Source organism: Legionella nagasakiensis (assembly GCF_900639915.1).
GTDB lineage: Bacteria > Pseudomonadota > Gammaproteobacteria > Legionellales > Legionellaceae > Legionella_A > Legionella_A nagasakiensis.
Window position 1 is genome coordinate 45407 of record NZ_CAAAID010000001.1, and the last position, 20086, is coordinate 65492.

Consider the following 20086-nt stretch of genomic DNA (forward strand, 5'->3'; position numbering starts at 1 on the left):
CGAGCCCTTTGCCACTTGGCTTTTAATCCAGGCAAACAACCTATATCGAGTCTATGATAGTTCCAAGGATCTTGTTACTCCACTGAAAACCGCTAGGTATACCAAAAAACATGTTATTCATCAACTATAGCTTATTTAAAGTACAGATGCTTAACCATCAGTCCTGGCTATTTTACTTTTTAAACCATCCACCACTTACCCTGTCATTTCCTTGCATATCCTGCCAACATTGGACTTTATCATAACCTAATTGCGTTAATTTTGTTGTAACTTCGAGTTTTTGATCATATCCATGCTCTAACAGTAACAAACCATTCGGCTGCAAATGAGAGATGCTTTTCTGAATTAAGTGATTAAGTGCATCTAGGCCTTTGATTCCACTTACTAAGGCTTGATGCGGTTCGAAACGAACATCGCCTTGGGTAAGATGCGGATCTTGTTCAGCAATATAAGGCGGATTGGATACAATGGCGTCAAATAAATAGGGAGGAATCGTTGCAAACCAGTCTGAGCAAAAAAATCTTATATTTGTTAGGTCAAACATTGAGGCATTTGTATGCGCAATATGAATGGCGCTTGAGGAAATATCAGCAGCAATGATTTGCCAATTAGGCCGTTCTGAAGCAAGTGCTAGAGCAATTGCTCCGCTGCCTGTGCCTAAATCAAGAATCAAGGCTTGTGTTTTATTAGCAAGCAAGGTTAATGTTAATTCGACAAGTAATTCGGTCTCAGGTCTTGGAATCAAGGTATCTTTATTGACTTGTATTGGCAATGACCAAAATTCACGAATGCCTGTCAAGTAGGCAACAGGCGTGCCCATCTTACGTTGAGAGATTAATTGCTGGTAAGTTTGCCATTGGGATGCACTGAGTAAAACTTCAGGATAGGCATAGATAAAAGTACGTGGTTTAGTCAGGGTATGGGATAATAAAATTTCTGCCTCTAAACGGGCTGAAGGATTGTCTTTAGACAGACAATTTATTGCATGCTGCAGCGCGGTTTGAATATTGATTATCTCGGTGGTCGCTTGTTTTTTCACTCGATGTCTTCAAAAATGTAGATAGTATTTTATAGGTTTTATATGGCTTGAGGATACGCCCTAATAATCATGATTACCTAATTCAGCAAGTAATTCAGCATGATATTCTCGTTTTAAATGATCTATGATAACGGATAAATCACCAGCTATGATTTCCTGAAGTTGGTAGAGGGTAAGATTGATGCGGTGATCCGTTAATCGGCCTTGAGGAAAATTATAAGTACGGATGCGTTCAGAGCGATCGCCACTACCGACCATTAACTTACGTGTTTCTGCTTGTTGCTTGCGTTGTTTGCTTTGTTCAGCATCCAGAAGCCTGGTTTTCAATAATGCCATTGCTTTAGCGCGATTCTTGTGCTGAGAACGTTCATCTTGACATTCTACCACCAAACCGGTCGGCAGGTGGGTAATACGGATAGCCGAGTCGGTCTTATTGACGTGCTGACCACCAGCGCCGGAGGAGCGATAGGTATCAATGCGTAAATCATCGTGGTTAATTTCGATGTCATCAATTTCTTCTACTTCTGGCAATATGGCAACGGTACAGGCCGACGTGTGTACTCGTCCCTGTGATTCTGTTTCTGGTACTCGCTGGACTCGATGAGTGCCTGATTCAAATTTTAACTGGGCATAGACGCTATGGCCGCTTACTCGGGCAATCACTTCCTTAAAACCACCGTGTTCACCGTGGCTGGCACTAATAATTTCCACATGCCATCCTTGTGTTTCAGCATAACGACTGTACATGCGGAATAAATCTCCAGCAAAAATGGCGGCTTCATCTCCTCCTGTACCGGCTCGTACCTCAAGATAAACATTACGTTCATCTTCTGGATCTTTAGGAATGAGATGCCATTGCAGTTCTTCTTCCAATGATTCTGTCTTTGCTTCTGCTGCTTTTATTTCTTCGGCAGCCATTTCGGCGAGCTCTTTATCTTCACCTTCCAACAAGCTCTGTAATGAATAAAGCTCTTCTCGAGCTTGTTGATATTGTTGATAACAGGCAGCTATTGGTTCAAGCTGCGAATATTCTTTTGAAAGCATTTTAAATTGGTTTTGATCAGCAATAACACTTGCTTCTGATAACAGACGTCCAATTTCCTGAAAACGTTCATACATTTGTTCCAGTTTTGATTCAAGTGACTTTTTCATAGGAAGGGAGGTTGGTTGAGGTATTAAATAAATACTGCACAAGATCGAGTAAATCTTGGCGATTATCCCAAGCCGCTTGTCGCAAACCGACGGTAGGCGCGTGAGTTAATTTTTTGACCAAACGTTCACTAAATTCCGATAATATGGTGTATTGACAATGGCCGGCCGCTAGTTTTTGCATGGCTCTCTGCAGTTCCTGCTGTGCCATTTCTTGCATTTGACTGCGATAATTACAGATGATTTCCTTGGCTCTCAGTGAACGGTGCCAGCGAATATAATTTTCTAATTCGAAATCTATTAATCGCTCTGCTTGTAACGCAGCATTGCGACGTTCATCCATTCCTTTTTCAGTCATGGTTTTCAAGTCATCAATATTATAAAGATCCACCCCAGGCAGTTCTTTTATATTTACTTCTATATCGCGAGGGACAGCTAAATCCAGAAAGAACATAGGCATTTGATGACGATTATTCATTGCTTGTTCAACCAGATTTTTAGTAATAAAAGGCAAAGGACATGCCGTTGCAGAAATGACTACATCTGCTTGTGGCAAGTATTGTGGAATGTCGCTGATGGTCAATGCTTTACCGGTGAATGTTTGTGCGAGCAATTTGGCATTTTCGTGGCTGCGGCTGGCAACCATAAAATGCGATGCGCCCTGTTTATGTAAGTACTTGGCCACTAAGGATGCTATTTCACCCGAACCGATGATAAATACATTCAATGAATTAAAATCAACAAATCGTTGGCCAATTAATTGTACAGCGGCAAACGCAATAGATACTGGATTGTTACCAATGCCACTGAGATTTCTTATGCGTTTACTGGCATTGAATACATATTGGAAAACTTGACGCAAGCTACTTTTTATTGTGCCAGCATGACATGCATGCTGATAGGCTTGCTTCATTTGGCCAAGGATTTGAGGCTCACCTAACATCATGGAATCCAAACCACTGGCAACCCGTAAGGTATGACGAATGCCGTGGTGTTCATGGTGTATGTAAAAGTGAGGAGCGATAACATCGAGCGATACTTCTTGCTCTTTCGCCAACCAAGGCAAAATACTTAGGGGATCGTTGGTATCACAATAGATCTCGGTGCGGTTGCAGGTGGATAGAATGGCTGCTTCATTAACGGCAGGTAAACCCACGAGCCTGTTGAGCACAGTGTTTTGCGTAGACACTGGCAGCGCAACTTTTTCACGCACATCAATGGGTGCTGTTTTATGGTTTAGTCCGCAGGCTACAAACACTGGAGTTTATGGAGGTCATGTTTAATATACAATATAGGAATTGTATACTATTGGTTATTAGTTTTGTAGACTTAATCCTTTATTCAGTTGATTTGCTTAGAGCCTGTTAACAAGCGCTTAGTCATATCCTGTTGCACCCATCGAATAAATCCTAAAGTCCTTTCGATTTCAGCCGTTAAACTAGTTAGTCATTTTTTGTACAGGCTCATCCTGATAAGGGGGATATATGGAAATTATTTTTCAGGGCAAGCATGATGGAGATGAGGCAGCGAAAAGCTTATTGAATGTCATTCGTATGTTCAAAGAGCGTTATCACATCAGCCAATTCAGAGAAATGCATTTGACCGTGACGCTTGTTGATGAATCTGGAGAAGATGTGGAATTGGTTGACAGTGACACTGAAGAGGTTTATCGAACGTTTGAAGTTTATCGCGAAGGAGGCGAGTTGACTAGACGGCCCGGCCTGCCTGTGCTGAAATTAGTCGTTGATAATACTCGTTAATGGAGTAATTGTGCATATTGTATTGTCTTTACTGGCGATTGTCTTAGGATTGCTGTTGGTGGTTGGCTTGCATGAAGCTGGACATGCCTTGGCTGCTCGTGCATATGGTGTGAAAATCAGACGTATTTCAATTGGTTTTGGCAGGCCATTATTAAAATGGCAGAGCAAAAAAGGTTACGAATGGATATGGGCTTTGTGGCCTTTGGGCGGTTATGTGCAGTTACTTAATTCTCGTATTGAAGCCGTGCCAGTTCAAAATTATCCCTATTGTTTTGATAAAAAACCGATATGGATGCGGGTTATCATTTTATTATCTGGTGGTTTGGCAAATCTTGTGGCCGCGTGGATTGCTTTGTTAATATTTTTCATGATTGGATATCAGCAAACGGCTCCTGTTATTGCTTCGGTTTCTTCCTCAAGCATTGCTGCTGTAGCTGGATTGCAGGCCGAGGATCGGTTGTTCAGTATCGCTGGAAAAGAAACACCTTCCTGGCAGCAGGCTGGCATGCAATTCATTATGAATTTAGGGAAACCAGACGTCCAAGTTGTTGTAGAAAATAGCTCAGGGATAAAACGCTTAACAACATTAAATTTGAATCAATGGCAATATACTCATCAACATAATGCATTGTTAACTGGGATTGGTATTATTCCTGATTTGTCGAATGACCATCAGGAGCAAGTCCCTGGCAGGTCATTTTTAGAGGCCAGTTGCCAATCATTGATGCAAATCATACAGTTGCTGGTTTTTTTTCTAGTAGTATTGAAACAATTGGTATCAGGTGTTCTTCCTTTTGCTGTATTGCTTGGGCCAATCGGTATTTTTACAGAAATGGTCGTTTCATTCTTTGAAGGGTTAGCGGTGTTTTTATATTTTATTGCAACGATGAGTTTGGCCGTAGGATTAATTAATTTATTTCCTATTCCTGGTCTTGATGGGGGCTCTATTGTCTATGCGCTTGTAGAAGGAGTTCGGGGAAGGCCAATTTCCATTGCTCTTGAAGTGTTATTTCATCGTCTGGCCTTTATTATTTTTTGTGTCCTAATGGTGCATCTGGTGATGAATGATTTGCAACGTTATGTGCAGGGATCGTAAATACTTAATTTTATGGCAGATTAGGTTCTTCACTTACCATGATTCAAAGATCTGGTGCTAACTCAGGTGGAAAAGCTCGCGTGGGGAGCCTCTTCGGCTTCTGTCGCTAATCTTGTTTCTTCTTCCAAACGAGCTAGTGCTTTTTTCGCAAAGCGAGTTTGTTTTTCTCCATAACTTTCTGGCTCGACGAAGTATCGAAAAGGGTCACTGGCAACCAGTTCTCTTGCCTGGCAAGGCTTATAAAATGTCGTGGCTTTCGTCTCAGGCGTTAGTTCCAGCACACAATGCCTATTAATAAAAGAAGGAGTATAGGCATGGTCACAATATAACGCTTCCTCATAAGCTTCGACGACGGCCCCATTTTGATATAAAACAGCGGCATCTTCAGGGTTGACATAAATCGGTGTGTAAGTATCGTCGTCTGTTTTTCTATAAACATTGGATACTTTTGCACATGCATTCTGTCCTACAAATCCTATTATCTTTTTTTCAGGAAGCAAAAAGCTTAACATCCTGGCTGGTGAGTTAAAATAAATGGAGCTTTCTGCATTGTAATATTCATTCGCCGTAAAACAACCACTTAAAACAATATGATTAATCGTACTACCTGTGACTCTTTCTACCTGTCGGACAAATCGTGCAAAATTTAGCGTGGCCAATAATTCGGCGTTGGCACTTCTTGGGCCTGCAAATAGCCAACCAGGAGCGCCATGAGATTCAAGCCATAATGTAATTGATTCTGGTGGCTTTCCTCCTGTTCTGATAGCGATTTGTAGTTGTTCCTCATTCGCTAAGCCGTCGATTGAATCTGGGAAAGGCAATTTTTTAGCAGTATTTATTTTTCCGTAGCCAAGTTCAGATACAAATTTGATAGCAGCATCAAAATCGACTGATGTTCCTACTTCATCGTCATGAGGGGAGTGTACAACGAGTGCGACTGGTTTTTTTTCCCCGTTAATCCTGCTGTTTTAGGATGTAGGATTTTGTAGATTTCTTTCCCCATGGTCATTGTCCATCGTAAAATTAAAATTGATTCGGGCCTAAGTGTATCTTGCTTTTCTTAAGTCAATATTAACTGACGTCCTTATTTTTAAGCATGATGAATATATTAATTGCTATTTGATTTATTTTTGATATTATTATTTTTTTATTTCTTTTAGATTAATGATGCTTGCTTCAAACAATAAAACTCCAAACCAGACTGATGTTTATCTTAGTGACGTATTGTTCTTTGTGCGTTATGTTCCCGAAGCTATGGCCTGCACAGTTAAACACGCTGCCATTGGTGCATTGTTGGGGTGGGGAATCAGTTATGCTTGTTCATCCAGTTTACAGGCCTTTGCTGCACAACATCATGATGCCGTAGATATAACCAGGAATCATGTGCCTGATGGTGAGCAATTTCTTGGAATGTCGCGCCAAGCACAGTTCAACAAAGTGACTCCACCCATTTCAGACATCCTGCCTTTCTATGCAAGTGGTGTAGGCGCTTGTGCCGGTTTTTTCTATGGATTAAATAAAAAGTATCGAGAATATCCTGAGCGACTAAGGCAGGAGCGAGAGTCAAGAGAGGCTTCGCTTCACATCGTCTGAGTGGTTTCCTTATTTTTTTCATTCTTGCATAATGCTGGTCGCAAATGATTATGCTTGATTTTATTCTGATGTTGCTCTGGCGCAACACCAAACATCGACATGAGCCGCTCCTTGTTTTTTTAAAACGCCTGCGAGTTCGTTAGCCGTACTGCCTGTTGTTAATAAATCATCCACTAGAGTAATATGACGATAACGAATAGTTTTTGTTGTAAAAGAACCACGTAAGTTTTGCCGTCTCTGTTTGCCATCAAGACCTGCTTGAGACGCTGTGTTTCGTATTTTTTTACAGAGAAATAACTCATAAGGGAGCCTTAGATGAGCAGCGAGGTATTTTGTGAGCTCGTTTGCTTGGTTGTAACCTCTTTCTCGCAGTCGGCGGGGATGCATGGGAACAGGAATCAGGCATTGGGTGTTATGTAGGTCAGGGAGATTGTTTAACATTAAATCCGCGATGAACGCATTTAGATAAAGTCCCTCATAATATTTAAATTCATGCAATAACGTTCGCAGTGGTTCCTCAAAACGATAGCTGGCAATGACTCGATCAAATTTGGGTTTTTTTCGAATGCACTGACCACAGAGTAAAAATTTATCATCTAGCAATGGCATGGCGCAGATATGGCAGGCGGGACCTAAGGGAATAAAAAGTTCTAGGCAAGACTCGCAGATTGCTCTACGGTTTTGATGATACTGATTACATAATGAGCAAATAGAAGGTGGTCTTAGTATTTGTGCTATACTTATTTTTTTCTGACTCATGCGAGTTCATCCTTGATTGGCTTTTATCATAGCTCAGAAAATCCATGACATTGCTACGTATAGCAGATATATAAGTACAAAGCACACCAAATATCCATTAATACATCATGAATTTGAAATCCGAAATTTGCAATGCATTTAACATTCATGCAACAGAATATGAGCAGGCTGCCAAGATACAGCTAGAAATTGGCGAGCGCCTTTTTGAGCGATTACACTATTTGAAAATTACTCCGCGCTATGTTCTTGATTTAGGTTGTGGAACCGGGGTTTTTACTCAGCGTTTAAGAAAGCAATATCCACAAGCACAAGTAATAGGGTTTGATTTAGCTTACGCGATGCTAATGCAGGCAAAGTCGAAGCAGAAATGGCGGAAAAAATGGCCATTAGTGAATGGAGATATGATGGCCATGCCTTTCGTTTCTGGATTTTTTGATTTGGTCTTTGCTAATCAAGTGTTACATTGGGCGCAACCTCTATCCTCTGTTATTGGTGAATTAAATCGGGTTATGAATTCACAGGGATGTTTGATGTTTTCTACTTTAGGCCCTGATACGTTTCAAGAACTAAGATATTCTTGGGCTAAAGTGAATCAATATGCTCATACTAATGAATTTTTAGATATGCATGATCTTGGTGACTGTTTGCTGACCGAACAGTTCATTGATCCAGTGGTCGACATGGAGATGCTGACGGCACATTATACGTCTTTATCTCGTCTTGTTAGAAGCCTTAAATCTCAAGGGGTACGTAATATTAATCAGGCACGGAATCAAGGTTTGACTGGTCGACATGCGTGGCATAAATTTGAAGAGGCTTTTAGCGCTTTACGGACGGAAACTGGCAAATTTCCATTAACTTACGAGATTGTGTACGGTCATGCATGGAAGGGAGCACAACGACGTATGGATAATGGAGTAGAAACCACATTCTCTGTGGAGCGATTGCGAAAGACTGTAAAAAAATAATATTTGTAGCACTTTGATCTCATGACGACACGTTCTAAGGTGCTCAGTTGAGGAGAAAGTATGGAATTTGTCAGCCGTTACACATCACATCAACCTGACGATCAGGGCATGGTGCAATATTCGGCCGCAGAGCATCGTATTTGGCGCCTGTTATTCGACCGACAATGCAAATTGCTGGCAGGGCGGGCATGCAATGAATTTTTAAATGGATTAAAAAGTCTTGCCCTCACTGCAGACTCTATTCCGCAGCTACCCACGCTGACTCAGCGTTTGCAGGCATTGACTGGATGGCAAGTTGTTCCAGTTGCCGCTTTAATTTCCGCTCGTGAATTTTTTGAATTATTAGCGAGACGCCAGTTTCCAGCAGCGACTTTTATTCGGGTTGAAGAGGAGCTGGATTATGTGAAAGAACCAGATATTTTTCATGAACTTTATGGTCATTGTCCGATGCTGACTGATCCGGTATACGCTGATTTTATGCATGATTATGCCAAAACAGTGTTGCAGTTTCCCGAAGAGGATTGGCCGCTTTTGCAACGGTTATTTTGGTTTACAGTGGAGTTTGGTTTGATTAAGACTGCCCAAGGCATTAGAGCCTATGGAGGGGGTATATTATCTTCGATTAGTGAAACCGTTTATAGTGTTGAAAGTGATACAGCCATGCGGGTCTTATTTGAACCGGTTGCCGCATTCCGGATGCCTTATCGAATCGATAGGCTTCAACCCGTTTATTTTGTGATTGATGACTATCAACAACTTTATGACTTCGTTAAATCCGATGTGGGTAAATTACTTCAACGTGCGCGTGAACTAGGTGAATATCCTCCCTTTTTTCCAGTTAATAAAGATAATCCGAATATTCATATTCATGCCTGTTAGAGCGTTCAATCATTATTCGTTTTGTGTCGTAAGAGCAAAGATTAATAGGTTCCTGTACTTTGGATATGAGCATTATATTCGCTACCATTGTAATGAATGGTTACTCTTGTTAATATTTCTGCACCTTTTGTGTTCATTGACTGTTCTGTCAGGAGCATCACTTGATAAAAGTACTCATTGTTGATGACCATGCTTTGGTGAGAATGGGTATTCGACGATTACTGGAAGATCTGCCCGACGTAGACGTTGTCGGTGAAGCTGAAAGTGGTGAAATTGCTTTAGTATTGGTGAAAACACAGAAACCGGATGTTGTATTGCTCGATATGAAAATGCCTGGCATCGATGGTTGGGAAGTCACTAGGCGTCTTAAGAAATCCAATCCTCAGGTGAAGGTTATTGCGGTAACGGCAATGTGCGCTGAGCCATTACCCACGCGAGTATTGCAATTGGGTGCCATGGGATATTTGACTAAGGAATCAGGTGCGGAAGAAATGGCTGCAGCAATCCGGAAGGTGTACAAAGGTGAAAAATATCTAAGTGCTGAAATTGCCCAGAAAATGGCGATTAATAGTCTGCAGGCTCATCAGGAATCTCCGTTTGATTTGCTGTCTGAGCGAGAAATGCAGGTTATGTTAATGATAACAAGTGGTATGACAGTTCAAGATATTGCTGATCGGTTATTTCTAAGCAGTAAGACGATTAATGGTTATCGTTACCGTATCTTTGAAAAGTTGATGATAAAAAATGATGTTGAACTCACTTATCTGGCGATGAAACATCGAGTCATAGAACAACCAGACGATTCGTTAAAGGATAATTAATTATTCTATGTGTCAGGATGAGATTATTCATTTATCCCTTAGGCTGCATGGGTCTATTAAATAAAACTATCTTCGAATATGGAATTCATACAAAGCTGATTATTTTAGACGTATACTTTAAATAATGATCTAAAAAGGTTAAATGTGCTACGCTTTTATGAATAATCCCCCCTCACCGCATCATTTAAAGAATTTTCTTGCTCATTTGACAACCGAGCCAGGTGTTTATCGGATGCTTGATGCCGAAGGAAATGTGCTTTACGTTGGCAAAGCTGGCAATATAAAAAAACGAGTCAGTCATTATTTCAGTAAAGCAAATACGGGTGCAAAAACCCGTTCTCTGGTTAATCAGATAGCGGCAATAGAAGTCAGTATCACGCGTAGTGAAACGGAAGCATTTCTTCTTGAAAGCAGTTTAATTAAATCATTGCGCCCTAAATACAATGTGTTACTACGTGACGATAAATCGTATCCATTTCTCCATGTCACTGGTCAACATGATTATCCGCGCATGGAAATTATGCGCTGTAAAAATAAGCCCAAGAAAGGTGATTTTTTTGGCCCATATCCCAGTGTGACGGCGGTAAAAGAAACATTAAGTACCATCCAGAAAGTATTCAAAATCCGTAATTGCAGCGACAGCACCTTTAATAATCGTACACGGCCTTGTCTACAATATCAAATTAAACGGTGCAGCGCACCCTGTGTGGCTTATATATCCGAACGTGAATACCGACAATCGGTGGTTGATGCAATGCACTTTTTACAAGGTAGAAGGCGAGATATGCTTATCGAGCTGGAAAGCCGCATGGAAGAGGCTGCGAATCGCCTCGAATTTGAAGAAGCAGCTCGGCTTAGAGATCAAATTAAGAATCTGAGATTGGTACAGGAACAACAAGGCATGGTGCAATTGCAAGGTGAGGCGGATGTGATTGTCCTTGAAGCGCATCCTGGATTCGCATGCATTCAATGGGTGTCTGTGCGAGATGGCCAAATCATTGGTAGTCAGAGTTTTTTCCCTTCTGTACCTGAGCAGGCCCTAGAGGGTGAATATGAAGAAGCCGATTTATGGCAACAAGTTTTCACTGCGTTTATAACTCATTTCTATGTTGGTACGCCAGAAAGAATTCCTTCACTGATTCTGACAAATCATAAAATTCATGATCAACAAGCTCTGCAAACTTTGTTGAGCTCATTACGTGGTAAAGTATGCCGAATTCAGAGTAGACCGCGAGGAATAAAAGCTCGTTGGGTAGATTTTGCTTGCAACAATTTAGGAGTGGCTATCATGGAGAGAGCTGCTTCTGCCACGATGATGGCCAAACGATATGAAGCGTTACAGACAGTATTGAATATGTCCACGAACATTATTCGTATGGAATGTTTTGATGTGAGTCATACGCAAGGTGAAGCCACGGTTGCGTCTTGTGTTGTTTTTGATATAAATGGTCCATGTAAAAGCGAGTATCGCCGTTTCAATATAACAGGTATTCCTCCTGGTGATGACTACAAGGCATTGGAGCAGGCTATTCGTCGACGATTCAAAAAATTGGTGGCTGAACAAGCTCTGCCAAGCGTCTTGATTGTTGATGGTGGTAAGGGTCAAGTCACTGTAGCGGTGCGTGTCCTTCATGAGTTAAATATAAAAGACGTAAAATTATTGGGGGTCGCTAAAGAGCCATCACGCAAGGCAGGTTGGGAACAAATTATTCTTGCAGATGAATCGCAGGAAATGGTTTTATCACCTGATTCTCCAGCATTACATTTAATCCAATACATTCGTGATGAAGCACATCGTTTTGCTATTATGCTTCATCGCAAAAAAAGACAAAAAGCGGGTTTTGCCTCATCACTGGAGTCCATCGCTGGAATTGGTGACAAACGTCGTCAGGCTTTACTAAGACGATTTGGCGGCCTGCGTGAATTAGCCAGAGCACCCATTGATGAAATAGTCAAAGTGCAGGGAATCAGTGAAAGCCTTGCGACACGTATCTATCAGCATTTCCATTCTTAAATATTTTTACTTTAATCACTGAATTTAGCTAAACTTTTTCTGGAAACAGACGAAAATAAAGGTATGAACAACCTCATTATAGAGAAATTTCCTTGTATGAATGACAGAGAGGGAATTAGATCATGAACAAGAAAAAACTGGTCGTTGCAACAATGTTAACGTTTGTGGCGGTGGTTGCAAACTCAGCAGATAAGCCGCTTTATTATGGCACAGCGCTTTGCCAATATCCTCAATACGAATGCATTAAAGTAGGCCGCGGCCAAAGCTGGGAAAAGTTATTTCCTGATGAAACGCAACGTGATTTGGTTCAGCGACTTAATCGCAGTTACAATTATTTATGGCCTGGAAAGGAAATTGTTGTTCCCAAGAATCTTGATAAAGTCACCTTATTTGATCTGTCGCCTTTTCCACTAAAAATTCATCCACAAGAGAAAGTTAAACAAATTATTGTTGATCAGGATAAACTGGCTTGGGGCGCTTATGATGAAGATGGCCGGCTCGTTAAATGGGGCCCTATTTCTTCCGGCAGTGATAAATGTTCAGATAACAGCAGCCCAACTTGTCGGACTAAAACCGGTATCTATCGAATTTTTAGCAAGGAAAATGAACGCTGCAAATCAAATGTTTTTCCCATAGGACGCGGTGGGGCGAAAATGCCTTATTGCATGTATTTTCATAAAGGACTTGCCTTGCATGGCTCTGATGACATTCCAGGCTACCGCGCCAGTCATGGTTGTGTTCGGATGTTTACCAGAGATGCAAAATGGTTGAATCAAGAATTTGTAGAATTGTCGAGTGAACGTAATGAATTTTTAGGAACAAAAGTTGTAGTACGTCCAATCACTGGTGCTGGGAAACAATAATGAACATAACTTCGATAATGAAACTAAATTTTTTACAAATGGCCTCCATTATTTTATTAATGGCTGGGGTAATCTCGGCTAATGCTTCTTCTAAAGAGAAAGACGAATCTAAGAATCCCTTGGGATGTCGCGATGTTGGTTATCAGTTCCAACTAAAAATACTGGATATTTTTCCGGCCGAGGCAGGTGAGCGAAATTCATTGTACTTTATCTTTAATAAATTGGATAAGCCGATTAATCTTTATCAGATGCGTAATTTGGAAAGCTCACGTAGTGTTTATTTGAATCATGTGATTCGGCCTAAGCAATGGGCAGTATTGTCGACTTGTGAAAAACAACTTAAATACATTTGTACTGTTGATGATAGTAAATCACAATACGGTAAGATAGTGGATTGCGAACAAAGTGTACAAGTGTGTGAATACGCTCGAGTTAGATTCGGACTTAACAACCGGGGAAATCATTGGTTAGTGAACAGCAACACCAAAGGTGGGGCTGTGCGAGAAGTAGTGCATTACGGCATTATCCCGCAATAGCACTAACGATAGATTGATAAAAATGGCATTTTATCGTGGCACAATAATAAGGGGAATCAAATGAAATCGCTTATGCCATGGTTTTGTCTGGTTGCTGCTACTGGGGCAGCATTTGCAAATGATGATTTGAATGCTTATCGTCAAGGTCATTATATGCAGGCTGCAATGAAGCTTGGTGATGCTTCCGGAAAGGATCCTGTGGTTGATTATTACATGGGTCGCATGCGTTTATATGGGTATGGCCAATTAAAAAATAATACATTGGCATTACGACATTTCAAACAGTCTGCTGAAAAAGGATTTCTGCCGGCACAAAAAATCATGGCTAATTATGCTTTGCTGGAAGAAGATAACCCTGAGCAGGCACTTTATTGGTTTAAAAAAGCAGCAGATGCTGGTGATACCCAGGCGCAAATGTATTGTGCTGCTGCCTACCTGTATGGTTTTGGGGCGAAAAAAAATCCTGGCATGGCTAGAAAGTACTATATTGATGCGGCAAAAAATGGCAATAGTATTGCTCAATTTACTTTGGCAGACTATTTTCTTGCAAGCCGTCATCCGAAAAATAAAAGCCTTGGCTTAATTTGGTTAAACAAGTCGGTTGAACAAGGTAATCCTGAGGCACAATTAAAACTTGGAGAATTATATGCAAGCGGCAATCAGGTTAGCCGTGATTTGGATAAGGCCAAGGAGCTCATTGAATTAGCGGCCGCTCAGGATTATCTGCCAGCATTCTACACGATGGGGAAAATGGCTTATCAGCAAAAGGATTTGATGCAGGCAAAAGAGTGGTATACCAAAGCGGCAGACCGCAACTACATTCCAGCCCAAATTGCGCTGGCCAAATTATATTTGGAAAAAGACAGTCCTTTTCATGATGTTCATACCGGTTTTTTGTGGCTGCTAAAAGCCGCTCAAAACCATTCCACCGAAGCACAGCTTGCATTGGCCAAATTGTATGAAGAGGGAACGGTTGTAACGAAAGATGAGAATCTGGCAAAAGAATGGCGAGAAAAAGCCAAAGAGTCTGAAAAAGAAACGCCAGCGGATGTCAAAAGAAAAGTGGTTGCGTGGCTTAGTAACGGTAAGGCTTCCACGTTTGCGGCCAGCGGTTATCGTTTAGGAGGTATCTACAGTGCTTGGTATAATCCGGATGCATTAAAAGAAAATAATTACAATCAATCGCCGCAGATGATATCCATCGATCGCAATTCGCTTTATAAACCCAATTTCGTGATGGCTGAACCTAATGAGATTCTCATTAGTGAATATTATGATGCTTTGGCAGATTCTTCTGGCCAATTGGAATATTCAGACATTATCTTCCCTCGGTATCCAATGGGCCATAAGAACTATTTGGAATCAGGTGAGCCGCTTGTGCCTGATAGTCCGGTAATTGCTCAACAAGATAAACAAATACTCTATCCTCTGAGTCATGAAGATAAGGCATTTGATGATATGGACTTTATGACGCTGGCAGATGCTAATAAAAATGATGATAAGAGTGTGTACGAGCGGCTCTATGGAAAAGCGATTTTGGGCAATTCTAATGCCCAGTTTATATTGGGTCAGATGTATGAGCATGGGATTGAAGTCAAACAAGATGTTCAGGAAGCGATTAGATACTATCAATTGGCAGCAGCACAAAAAGATTTGCGTGCTGAATATAACCTGGGTCTTTTATATCTTGAGGGTAAAAAAATAGAGCCCAATTATCAACAAGGTTTATCCTGGTTAAGAGACGCGGCATTTAAAGGTAATGCACCGGCGCAATATGTGCTGGCTCGTCTGAATGAGCAGGGTTTCAGAGATTCAAATGGTAAAGAAGTGATCAAACCTAATTGGGATGAGGCCGTTGCCATGTATTATCTTGCTGCCTCTAATGATTATGGTTCAGCCCAGTTTCGTCTGGCGGAAATTCTCATTCGAGAAAAACATAAGGAAATGAGCGTTACTGAAAAAGCAAAAAGAAATCACCTGGTTAAGACTCTATATCAAGATGCAGTGGCCAGAGGGGTGAAACAAGCTGCTTTACCACTGGCTTTTTTCAATGCAATGGATAAGGATGTCAATAAGCAAACGGAAGCTTTTGATGTCGCAAAACTTGAGGCAGTCAAAGGAAACGGACAGGCGGCATTATTGCTGGGGATTATGTACGATCGCGGTATTGGTGCCGCAGTAAATCCCAGTGAGGCCATCTATTGGTATCAACAGGCTTCGATGAATCCAGTCAGTGCTTTTATTCTTGGAACTTATTATAGTCAGGGAAAAAATATTAGTGAGGATAGGGAAAAAGGAAAAGCGTTGCTGCAACAATCTGCTGATGCTGGTTTTTCTTATGCTAATCTTAATCTGGCAGTCTTAAAGCAGCAATCGGGAGAAGCATTTTTATCAGAATTGGACACAGCTCGTGCCTTAGGAAACAGCACTGCAGGCTTACTGTTAGCCGATTACTATTTGTCGCTTGCTGATGATGATACGAAAATGAAACAGGCACGGGATATTTATCATCATTTTGCCGAAAATGGCGATAAACTGGCGCAGTTAAAATTGGCTTTTATGTATGAGCAGGGATTGGGTGGTCCGGTGGATGCGGTGAGTGCTAAGGATTGGTATAGCAAGGCTGTGGAGCAAAATCAGCCTGTTGCACAATATTTACTTGGACGGCTCTATCATCTTGGCAAATTAACACCCTATCCAGATTATACAGAAGCTAAAAAATGGTATGAAAGTGCCCAAATAAATTATCCGCCTGCTGCGGTTGCCGCAGGGTTTATTTATGACACAGTAGATGATGATTATCAGCAAGCCTTACAAAAATATGAGATTGCCGCTTCGCAGGGTGAACCCGTTGCTCAGTTTGACTTGGGATTAATTTATGAACAAGGCAAAGGACGTCCCATTGATTTTGAGAGAGCCAAGGAATTTTATATCCAGGCAGCAAATCAGGGACATACTCAGGCCATGGTGCAATTAGCTGGTTTGTACTTCAATGGGTTGGTGGGGCCGCGTGATGAACAGCAGGCATTACATTGGTATAACATTGCCGCGGAAGCTGGCGATCATGAAGCTTTATATCAATTGGGATTGCTCTCTGAAACGGGTGTTGCAGTGAAACTTGATTTTACGGAAGCAGTCAATTATTACCAACAGTCGGCAGCCAAAGGCAATACAAAAGCCACACTCGCTCTTGCTCGCATGTATCAATATGGTTTGGGCATTGAAAAGAATAATCAGCAAGCGGCAGAACTTTATAAAAAATTGGCATCACTTGATAATCCTTATGCTCAATATCAGTTAGCAACCTTTTATTATGAAGGTACAGCAGGTGAGCGTTTACCTGAGCAGGGAAAACAATTACTACAGCAGGCGCAAAAAAATGGTAGCCAACAAGCAAAAAAGGTATTGCAATGGCTGGATGCTCAGGCGCAAGAGCGTTTAAGCTATATTGAACCTATTTCGTTCAATCAAGCCGTGGGTGTGTCTGGTCAGCCGGTTGATTTAATGTACCTGGATGCATTGAATGAGTGGAATCGTGGGGATGAGGAGTTATCCAGAAAGATTCTGAACCAAATTATGACGCAGTTTCCTCACTATGTCCCGGCAAAGCGAGTTTATGAGCAATTATCCCAGCAGGCAACAGCTGGCATTTTTAAGTCATGAAATAGTTCGGCTCATCGATTGGTTTGAGTTGCATGCCTGATGCAGATGGTTTTGTCTCAGTAATCAGAGGATTTTATTAAGTAGGGAGATGTTATGGCTAAGGTATCCATTGGGAATTATTTATTAATGCGTCTTACTGAGCTTGGTATTGAAGATGTTTTTGGTGTTCCGGGAGACTACAATCTTACCTTGTTGGATCACATTGTAAATTTCAAGTCATTACGTTGGTTAGGTAATTGTAACGAGCTAAATGCTGCTTATGCGGCGGATGGTTATGCGCGAATTAAAGGCGCAGCGGCGATTGTGACCACGTTTGGTGTAGGAGAATTGAGTGCTATTAATGGCATTGCTGGTAGTTATGCTGAGTATTTACCCGTGGTTAATATTGTTGGTGCGCCTGCAACCACCACCCAAAGACAACGCGCTATTATGCATCATACGTTTGGTACGGGTGATTTTAGTATTTTCATCGATATGTTTGAAAAAATATCGGCAGCAGTTGTTATTTTAGATTCTCCTGAAAAAGCGGGAAAGCAAATTGACGATGCCCTAGAAATTTGTTGGGTTAAAAAGCAACCCGTTTATATTAGTTTACCAAGCAATATGGTGGAAGTTGAAATTGAGGCTCCCCAAAAACGCTTGCATTTGACATATCCTGATTCTAATCCGGATGCTCTTGCTGAGCTGGTTGCAAGAGCGGCAAAATTAATACGTGATGCAAAATCACCGGTAATTTTGGCTGATTTATGTGCCGTCCGCCATAATATGAAGGCGATGATTCATGAATTACTCGATCAAACTAGTATTCCCTTTGCAACCATGAATATGGGGAAAGGGATTATTAATGAGTCACACAACAGTTTTATGGGGTCTTATAGTGGCGACTATAGTACTCCAGGTGTGCAAGAAAGAGTAGAAAAGGCTGATTGTATTATATCTTTTGGTACAGTTTTGTCAGATTTTAATACCGGAGGTTTTACTTGTAAGATTGATGCAAATGCAACCATTGAAATTCATAGCAATTATGTGAAGATTCATCATTCAGTTTATCCAGATGTTTATTTTAATGTTGTGATTCCTGCATTGATTCAAGCATTAAAAGGGTATAAGCATACAGAAAAAATCAATAATCCTAACATTTCTCCCTACCAGCCAAGTGATGAAAAAATTACGCAAAAACGTTTCTGGACCAATATGGCGCATTATTTTAAGAAAAATGACATTATTCTTGCTGAAACCGGTACCAGCATGTTTGGATTATTAGAGACATCGCTTCCTGATGATACAACGTTTATTTCACAACCATTATGGGGATCGATTGGCTATACAGTGGGGGCATTATTAGGTGCGGCAATTGCGGATCCTGCACGTCGGACGTTGTTGTTTGTTGGTGATGGTTCTTTTCAATTAACGGCGCAAGAAATATCAACCGTCATTAGACATAAATTAACGCCAATTGTTTTTTTAATTAATAATGATGGTTATACCATTGAGCGGGTTATTCATGGCCCGGAAATGATATACAACAATATTCAATCTTGGAATTATGCTGAATTACCAAAGATTTTTGGCCGGAATGTTTTTTCCGCTAAAGTTAGTACGGAAAATGAGCTTGCAAGTGTGCTTACACAAATAGAATCCCATCATGATAAAATGAGTTTTATTGAAGTGATGATGAGTAAAGAGGATTGTCCTGAAAATCTGCGTAAATTAGGTAAGGCGTGCGAAGTAAAAAACAAAGTCTAATCTCCACAAAACCTGGTTACCGCTGGTGCGTTAACCAGGCTACAATTCATCCAATCGGTAGCCTGGATAGTGCGAGCAATATCCGGGAATAACCTCTAATAAAACCCGGTTATCGCTCGCGTTAACTAGCCTACAAAGAAGAAGTGATGTGTTGTGATAATTCTTATAAGAAATAACAATACCGCCTTGATTTTTTGGCAAAAAGGCCTATATCTATAAATACCTCTGAACTTCATTTTTGCCATTTGAGCATTTTTGGAATTTATTGCTGGTTTTAATAAATGCTGATGTGGTAGTACGAATTCTGAGTAGCTTTTAGATTATATAACAAGGAGGAAAAACATGAGTCTTATCAAACGTGATCCACAACAATGGCCAAGAGATTATTTCAACACGATGTTGAATCAATTTTTACGTCCTTTTAATTTTGAAGAAGGGGCCGATGTAGAAACAACCTTGTGGAGCCCTGCTGTTGATATTAAGGAAAAGAAAGATAAATACATCGTTGTAGCAGATATTCCAGGTGTCGAGAAAGATGATATTCATATATCACTTGAAAACAATACTCTAACGATAAAAGGGGAACGGCGTAGCGAGAAAAAAGAAGAAAAAGAAGGTTATTCGCGAATTGAGCGAGTTCATGGCCAATTCTATCGCAGGTTCGTTCTACCCGATACAACGGATGAGTCTAAGATTCAGGCGAAATATAAAAAGGGCGTATTGGAAGTAATTATTCCTAAGAAAGAAAATGCCAAGGCAAAAAAGATAGACGTGCGTGTTGAAGATTAGAATTTCCGTCAGTGAACCGAACCGAAGAATCCGGTTCGGTTGTTCGGACTTAGAGCAACGGAAACGCTGGGTAATTACGCCGCCATCGCTTTTACGCGAGCACTGAGGCGGCTTTTAATGCGAGCGGCTTTATTCTTATGAATTAAACCCTTACCGGCCGCTTTATCAATAATAGGTTGAGCTTTGGAATAAGCAGTTTTTGCTGCATCTTTATCGCCGGATTCTACTGCTTTTAGAACATTTTTAACAAAAGTCCGGTACATGGAACGGGCACTGGCGTTATGTTGGCGTCGTTTGATATTTTGACGCGCACGTTTAATAGCTGACTTAATATTTGCCACTTACAAATCTCCGCTGAATCACATATAACAAAAAAGACTTTTATCATGCTTAATTTGAGAGAAATTGTCA

The 20086-nt window shown here is 40.9% G+C and carries 18 protein-coding genes; 12 read left to right on the plus strand and 6 right to left on the minus strand.

Features of this window, described 5'->3' with window-relative positions:
- Positions 1 to 172: 172 nt before the first annotated feature.
- The 3 genes from prmC to hemA form a co-directional block, all read right to left on the minus strand.
- Positions 173 to 1015, minus strand: a complete 843-nt coding sequence (prmC, locus tag E1O52_RS00225) for a peptide chain release factor N(5)-glutamine methyltransferase (protein ID WP_133126958.1) — start codon at positions 1013 to 1015, stop codon at positions 173 to 175.
- Between the two features lie 84 nt (positions 1016 to 1099).
- On the minus strand, positions 1100 to 2191 hold the full coding sequence (gene prfA, locus E1O52_RS00230; RefSeq protein ID WP_133126746.1) for a peptide chain release factor 1: 1092 nt from the start codon (positions 2189 to 2191) through the stop codon (positions 1100 to 1102).
- Positions 2175 to 3446, minus strand: a complete 1272-nt coding sequence (gene hemA / locus E1O52_RS00235; protein WP_133126747.1) for a glutamyl-tRNA reductase — start codon at positions 3444 to 3446, stop codon at positions 2175 to 2177. Before hemA ends, prfA begins: the two co-directional genes overlap by 17 nt.
- Positions 3447 to 3672: 226 nt before the next feature.
- Between hemA and E1O52_RS00240 the strand changes: the two genes are divergently transcribed.
- Together E1O52_RS00240 and E1O52_RS00245 are read left to right on the plus strand one after the other, a co-directional pair.
- Complete coding sequence (locus tag E1O52_RS00240) at positions 3673 to 3948, plus strand: hypothetical protein (RefSeq protein ID WP_133126748.1); 276 nt, start codon at positions 3673 to 3675, stop codon at positions 3946 to 3948.
- Between the two features lie 16 nt (positions 3949 to 3964).
- Entirely contained in the window at positions 3965 to 5044 is a 1080-nt protein-coding gene (locus E1O52_RS00245) for a M50 family metallopeptidase (RefSeq protein ID WP_133126959.1), read from the plus strand.
- A gap of 62 nt (positions 5045 to 5106) precedes the next feature.
- On the opposite strand, the gene E1O52_RS00250 is transcribed toward E1O52_RS00245, so the two are convergent.
- A complete protein-coding gene (locus E1O52_RS00250; RefSeq protein ID WP_133126749.1) occupies positions 5107 to 5865 on the minus strand; it encodes a hypothetical protein in 759 nt (252 codons plus the stop codon).
- Between the two features lie 343 nt (positions 5866 to 6208).
- Between E1O52_RS00250 and E1O52_RS00255 the strand changes: the two genes are divergently transcribed.
- Positions 6209 to 6637: a hypothetical protein gene (locus E1O52_RS00255; protein ID WP_133126750.1), complete on the plus strand. Its 429-nt coding sequence runs from the start codon at positions 6209 to 6211 to the stop codon at positions 6635 to 6637.
- A 60-nt stretch (positions 6638 to 6697) separates the two neighbouring features.
- Here the strand turns inward: E1O52_RS00255 and E1O52_RS00260 are convergent, their stop codons facing one another.
- The gene (locus E1O52_RS00260) at positions 6698 to 7396 is read right to left on the minus strand and encodes a ComF family protein (protein WP_207384149.1); all 699 of its coding nucleotides are present in this window, start codon (positions 7394 to 7396) and stop codon (positions 6698 to 6700) included.
- 107 nt (positions 7397 to 7503) lie between these two features.
- Here E1O52_RS00260 and bioC point away from each other — a divergent pair, with 107 nt between their 5' ends.
- From bioC to E1O52_RS00305, 9 genes are all read left to right on the plus strand, one after another.
- Positions 7504 to 8364: a malonyl-ACP O-methyltransferase BioC gene (gene bioC, locus E1O52_RS00265; protein ID WP_133126751.1), complete on the plus strand. Its 861-nt coding sequence runs from the start codon at positions 7504 to 7506 to the stop codon at positions 8362 to 8364.
- Positions 8365 to 8424: 60 nt separating this feature from the next.
- Positions 8425 to 9243: a phenylalanine 4-monooxygenase gene (gene phhA, locus E1O52_RS00270; RefSeq protein WP_133126752.1), complete on the plus strand. Its 819-nt coding sequence runs from the start codon at positions 8425 to 8427 to the stop codon at positions 9241 to 9243.
- Between the two features lie 161 nt (positions 9244 to 9404).
- Positions 9405 to 10064, plus strand: coding sequence for a two-component system response regulator LetA (letA, locus tag E1O52_RS00275; protein ID WP_133126753.1), 660 nt, complete (start codon positions 9405 to 9407; stop codon positions 10062 to 10064).
- Positions 10065 to 10221: 157 nt separating this feature from the next.
- Positions 10222 to 12078: an excinuclease ABC subunit UvrC gene (gene uvrC / locus E1O52_RS00280; RefSeq protein WP_133126754.1), complete on the plus strand. Its 1857-nt coding sequence runs from the start codon at positions 10222 to 10224 to the stop codon at positions 12076 to 12078.
- Positions 12079 to 12230: 152 nt separating this feature from the next.
- Complete coding sequence (locus tag E1O52_RS00285) at positions 12231 to 12941, plus strand: L,D-transpeptidase (RefSeq protein ID WP_242602123.1); 711 nt, start codon at positions 12231 to 12233, stop codon at positions 12939 to 12941.
- Positions 12941 to 13477: an endopeptidase IV gene (locus tag E1O52_RS00290; RefSeq protein WP_242602115.1), complete on the plus strand. Its 537-nt coding sequence runs from the start codon at positions 12941 to 12943 to the stop codon at positions 13475 to 13477. Before E1O52_RS00285 ends, E1O52_RS00290 begins: the two co-directional genes overlap by 1 nt.
- A gap of 60 nt (positions 13478 to 13537) precedes the next feature.
- Complete coding sequence (locus tag E1O52_RS00295) at positions 13538 to 17140, plus strand: tetratricopeptide repeat protein (RefSeq protein ID WP_133126756.1); 3603 nt, start codon at positions 13538 to 13540, stop codon at positions 17138 to 17140.
- A gap of 93 nt (positions 17141 to 17233) precedes the next feature.
- Positions 17234 to 18886, plus strand: a complete 1653-nt coding sequence (locus E1O52_RS00300) for an alpha-keto acid decarboxylase family protein (protein WP_133126757.1) — start codon at positions 17234 to 17236, stop codon at positions 18884 to 18886.
- A gap of 342 nt (positions 18887 to 19228) precedes the next feature.
- Complete coding sequence (locus E1O52_RS00305; protein ID WP_133126758.1) at positions 19229 to 19675, plus strand: Hsp20/alpha crystallin family protein; 447 nt, start codon at positions 19229 to 19231, stop codon at positions 19673 to 19675.
- A gap of 74 nt (positions 19676 to 19749) precedes the next feature.
- Here the strand turns inward: E1O52_RS00305 and rpsT are convergent, their stop codons facing one another.
- Complete coding sequence (gene rpsT, locus E1O52_RS00310) at positions 19750 to 20016, minus strand: 30S ribosomal protein S20 (protein WP_133126759.1); 267 nt, start codon at positions 20014 to 20016, stop codon at positions 19750 to 19752.
- Positions 20017 to 20086: the final 70 nt, after the last annotated feature.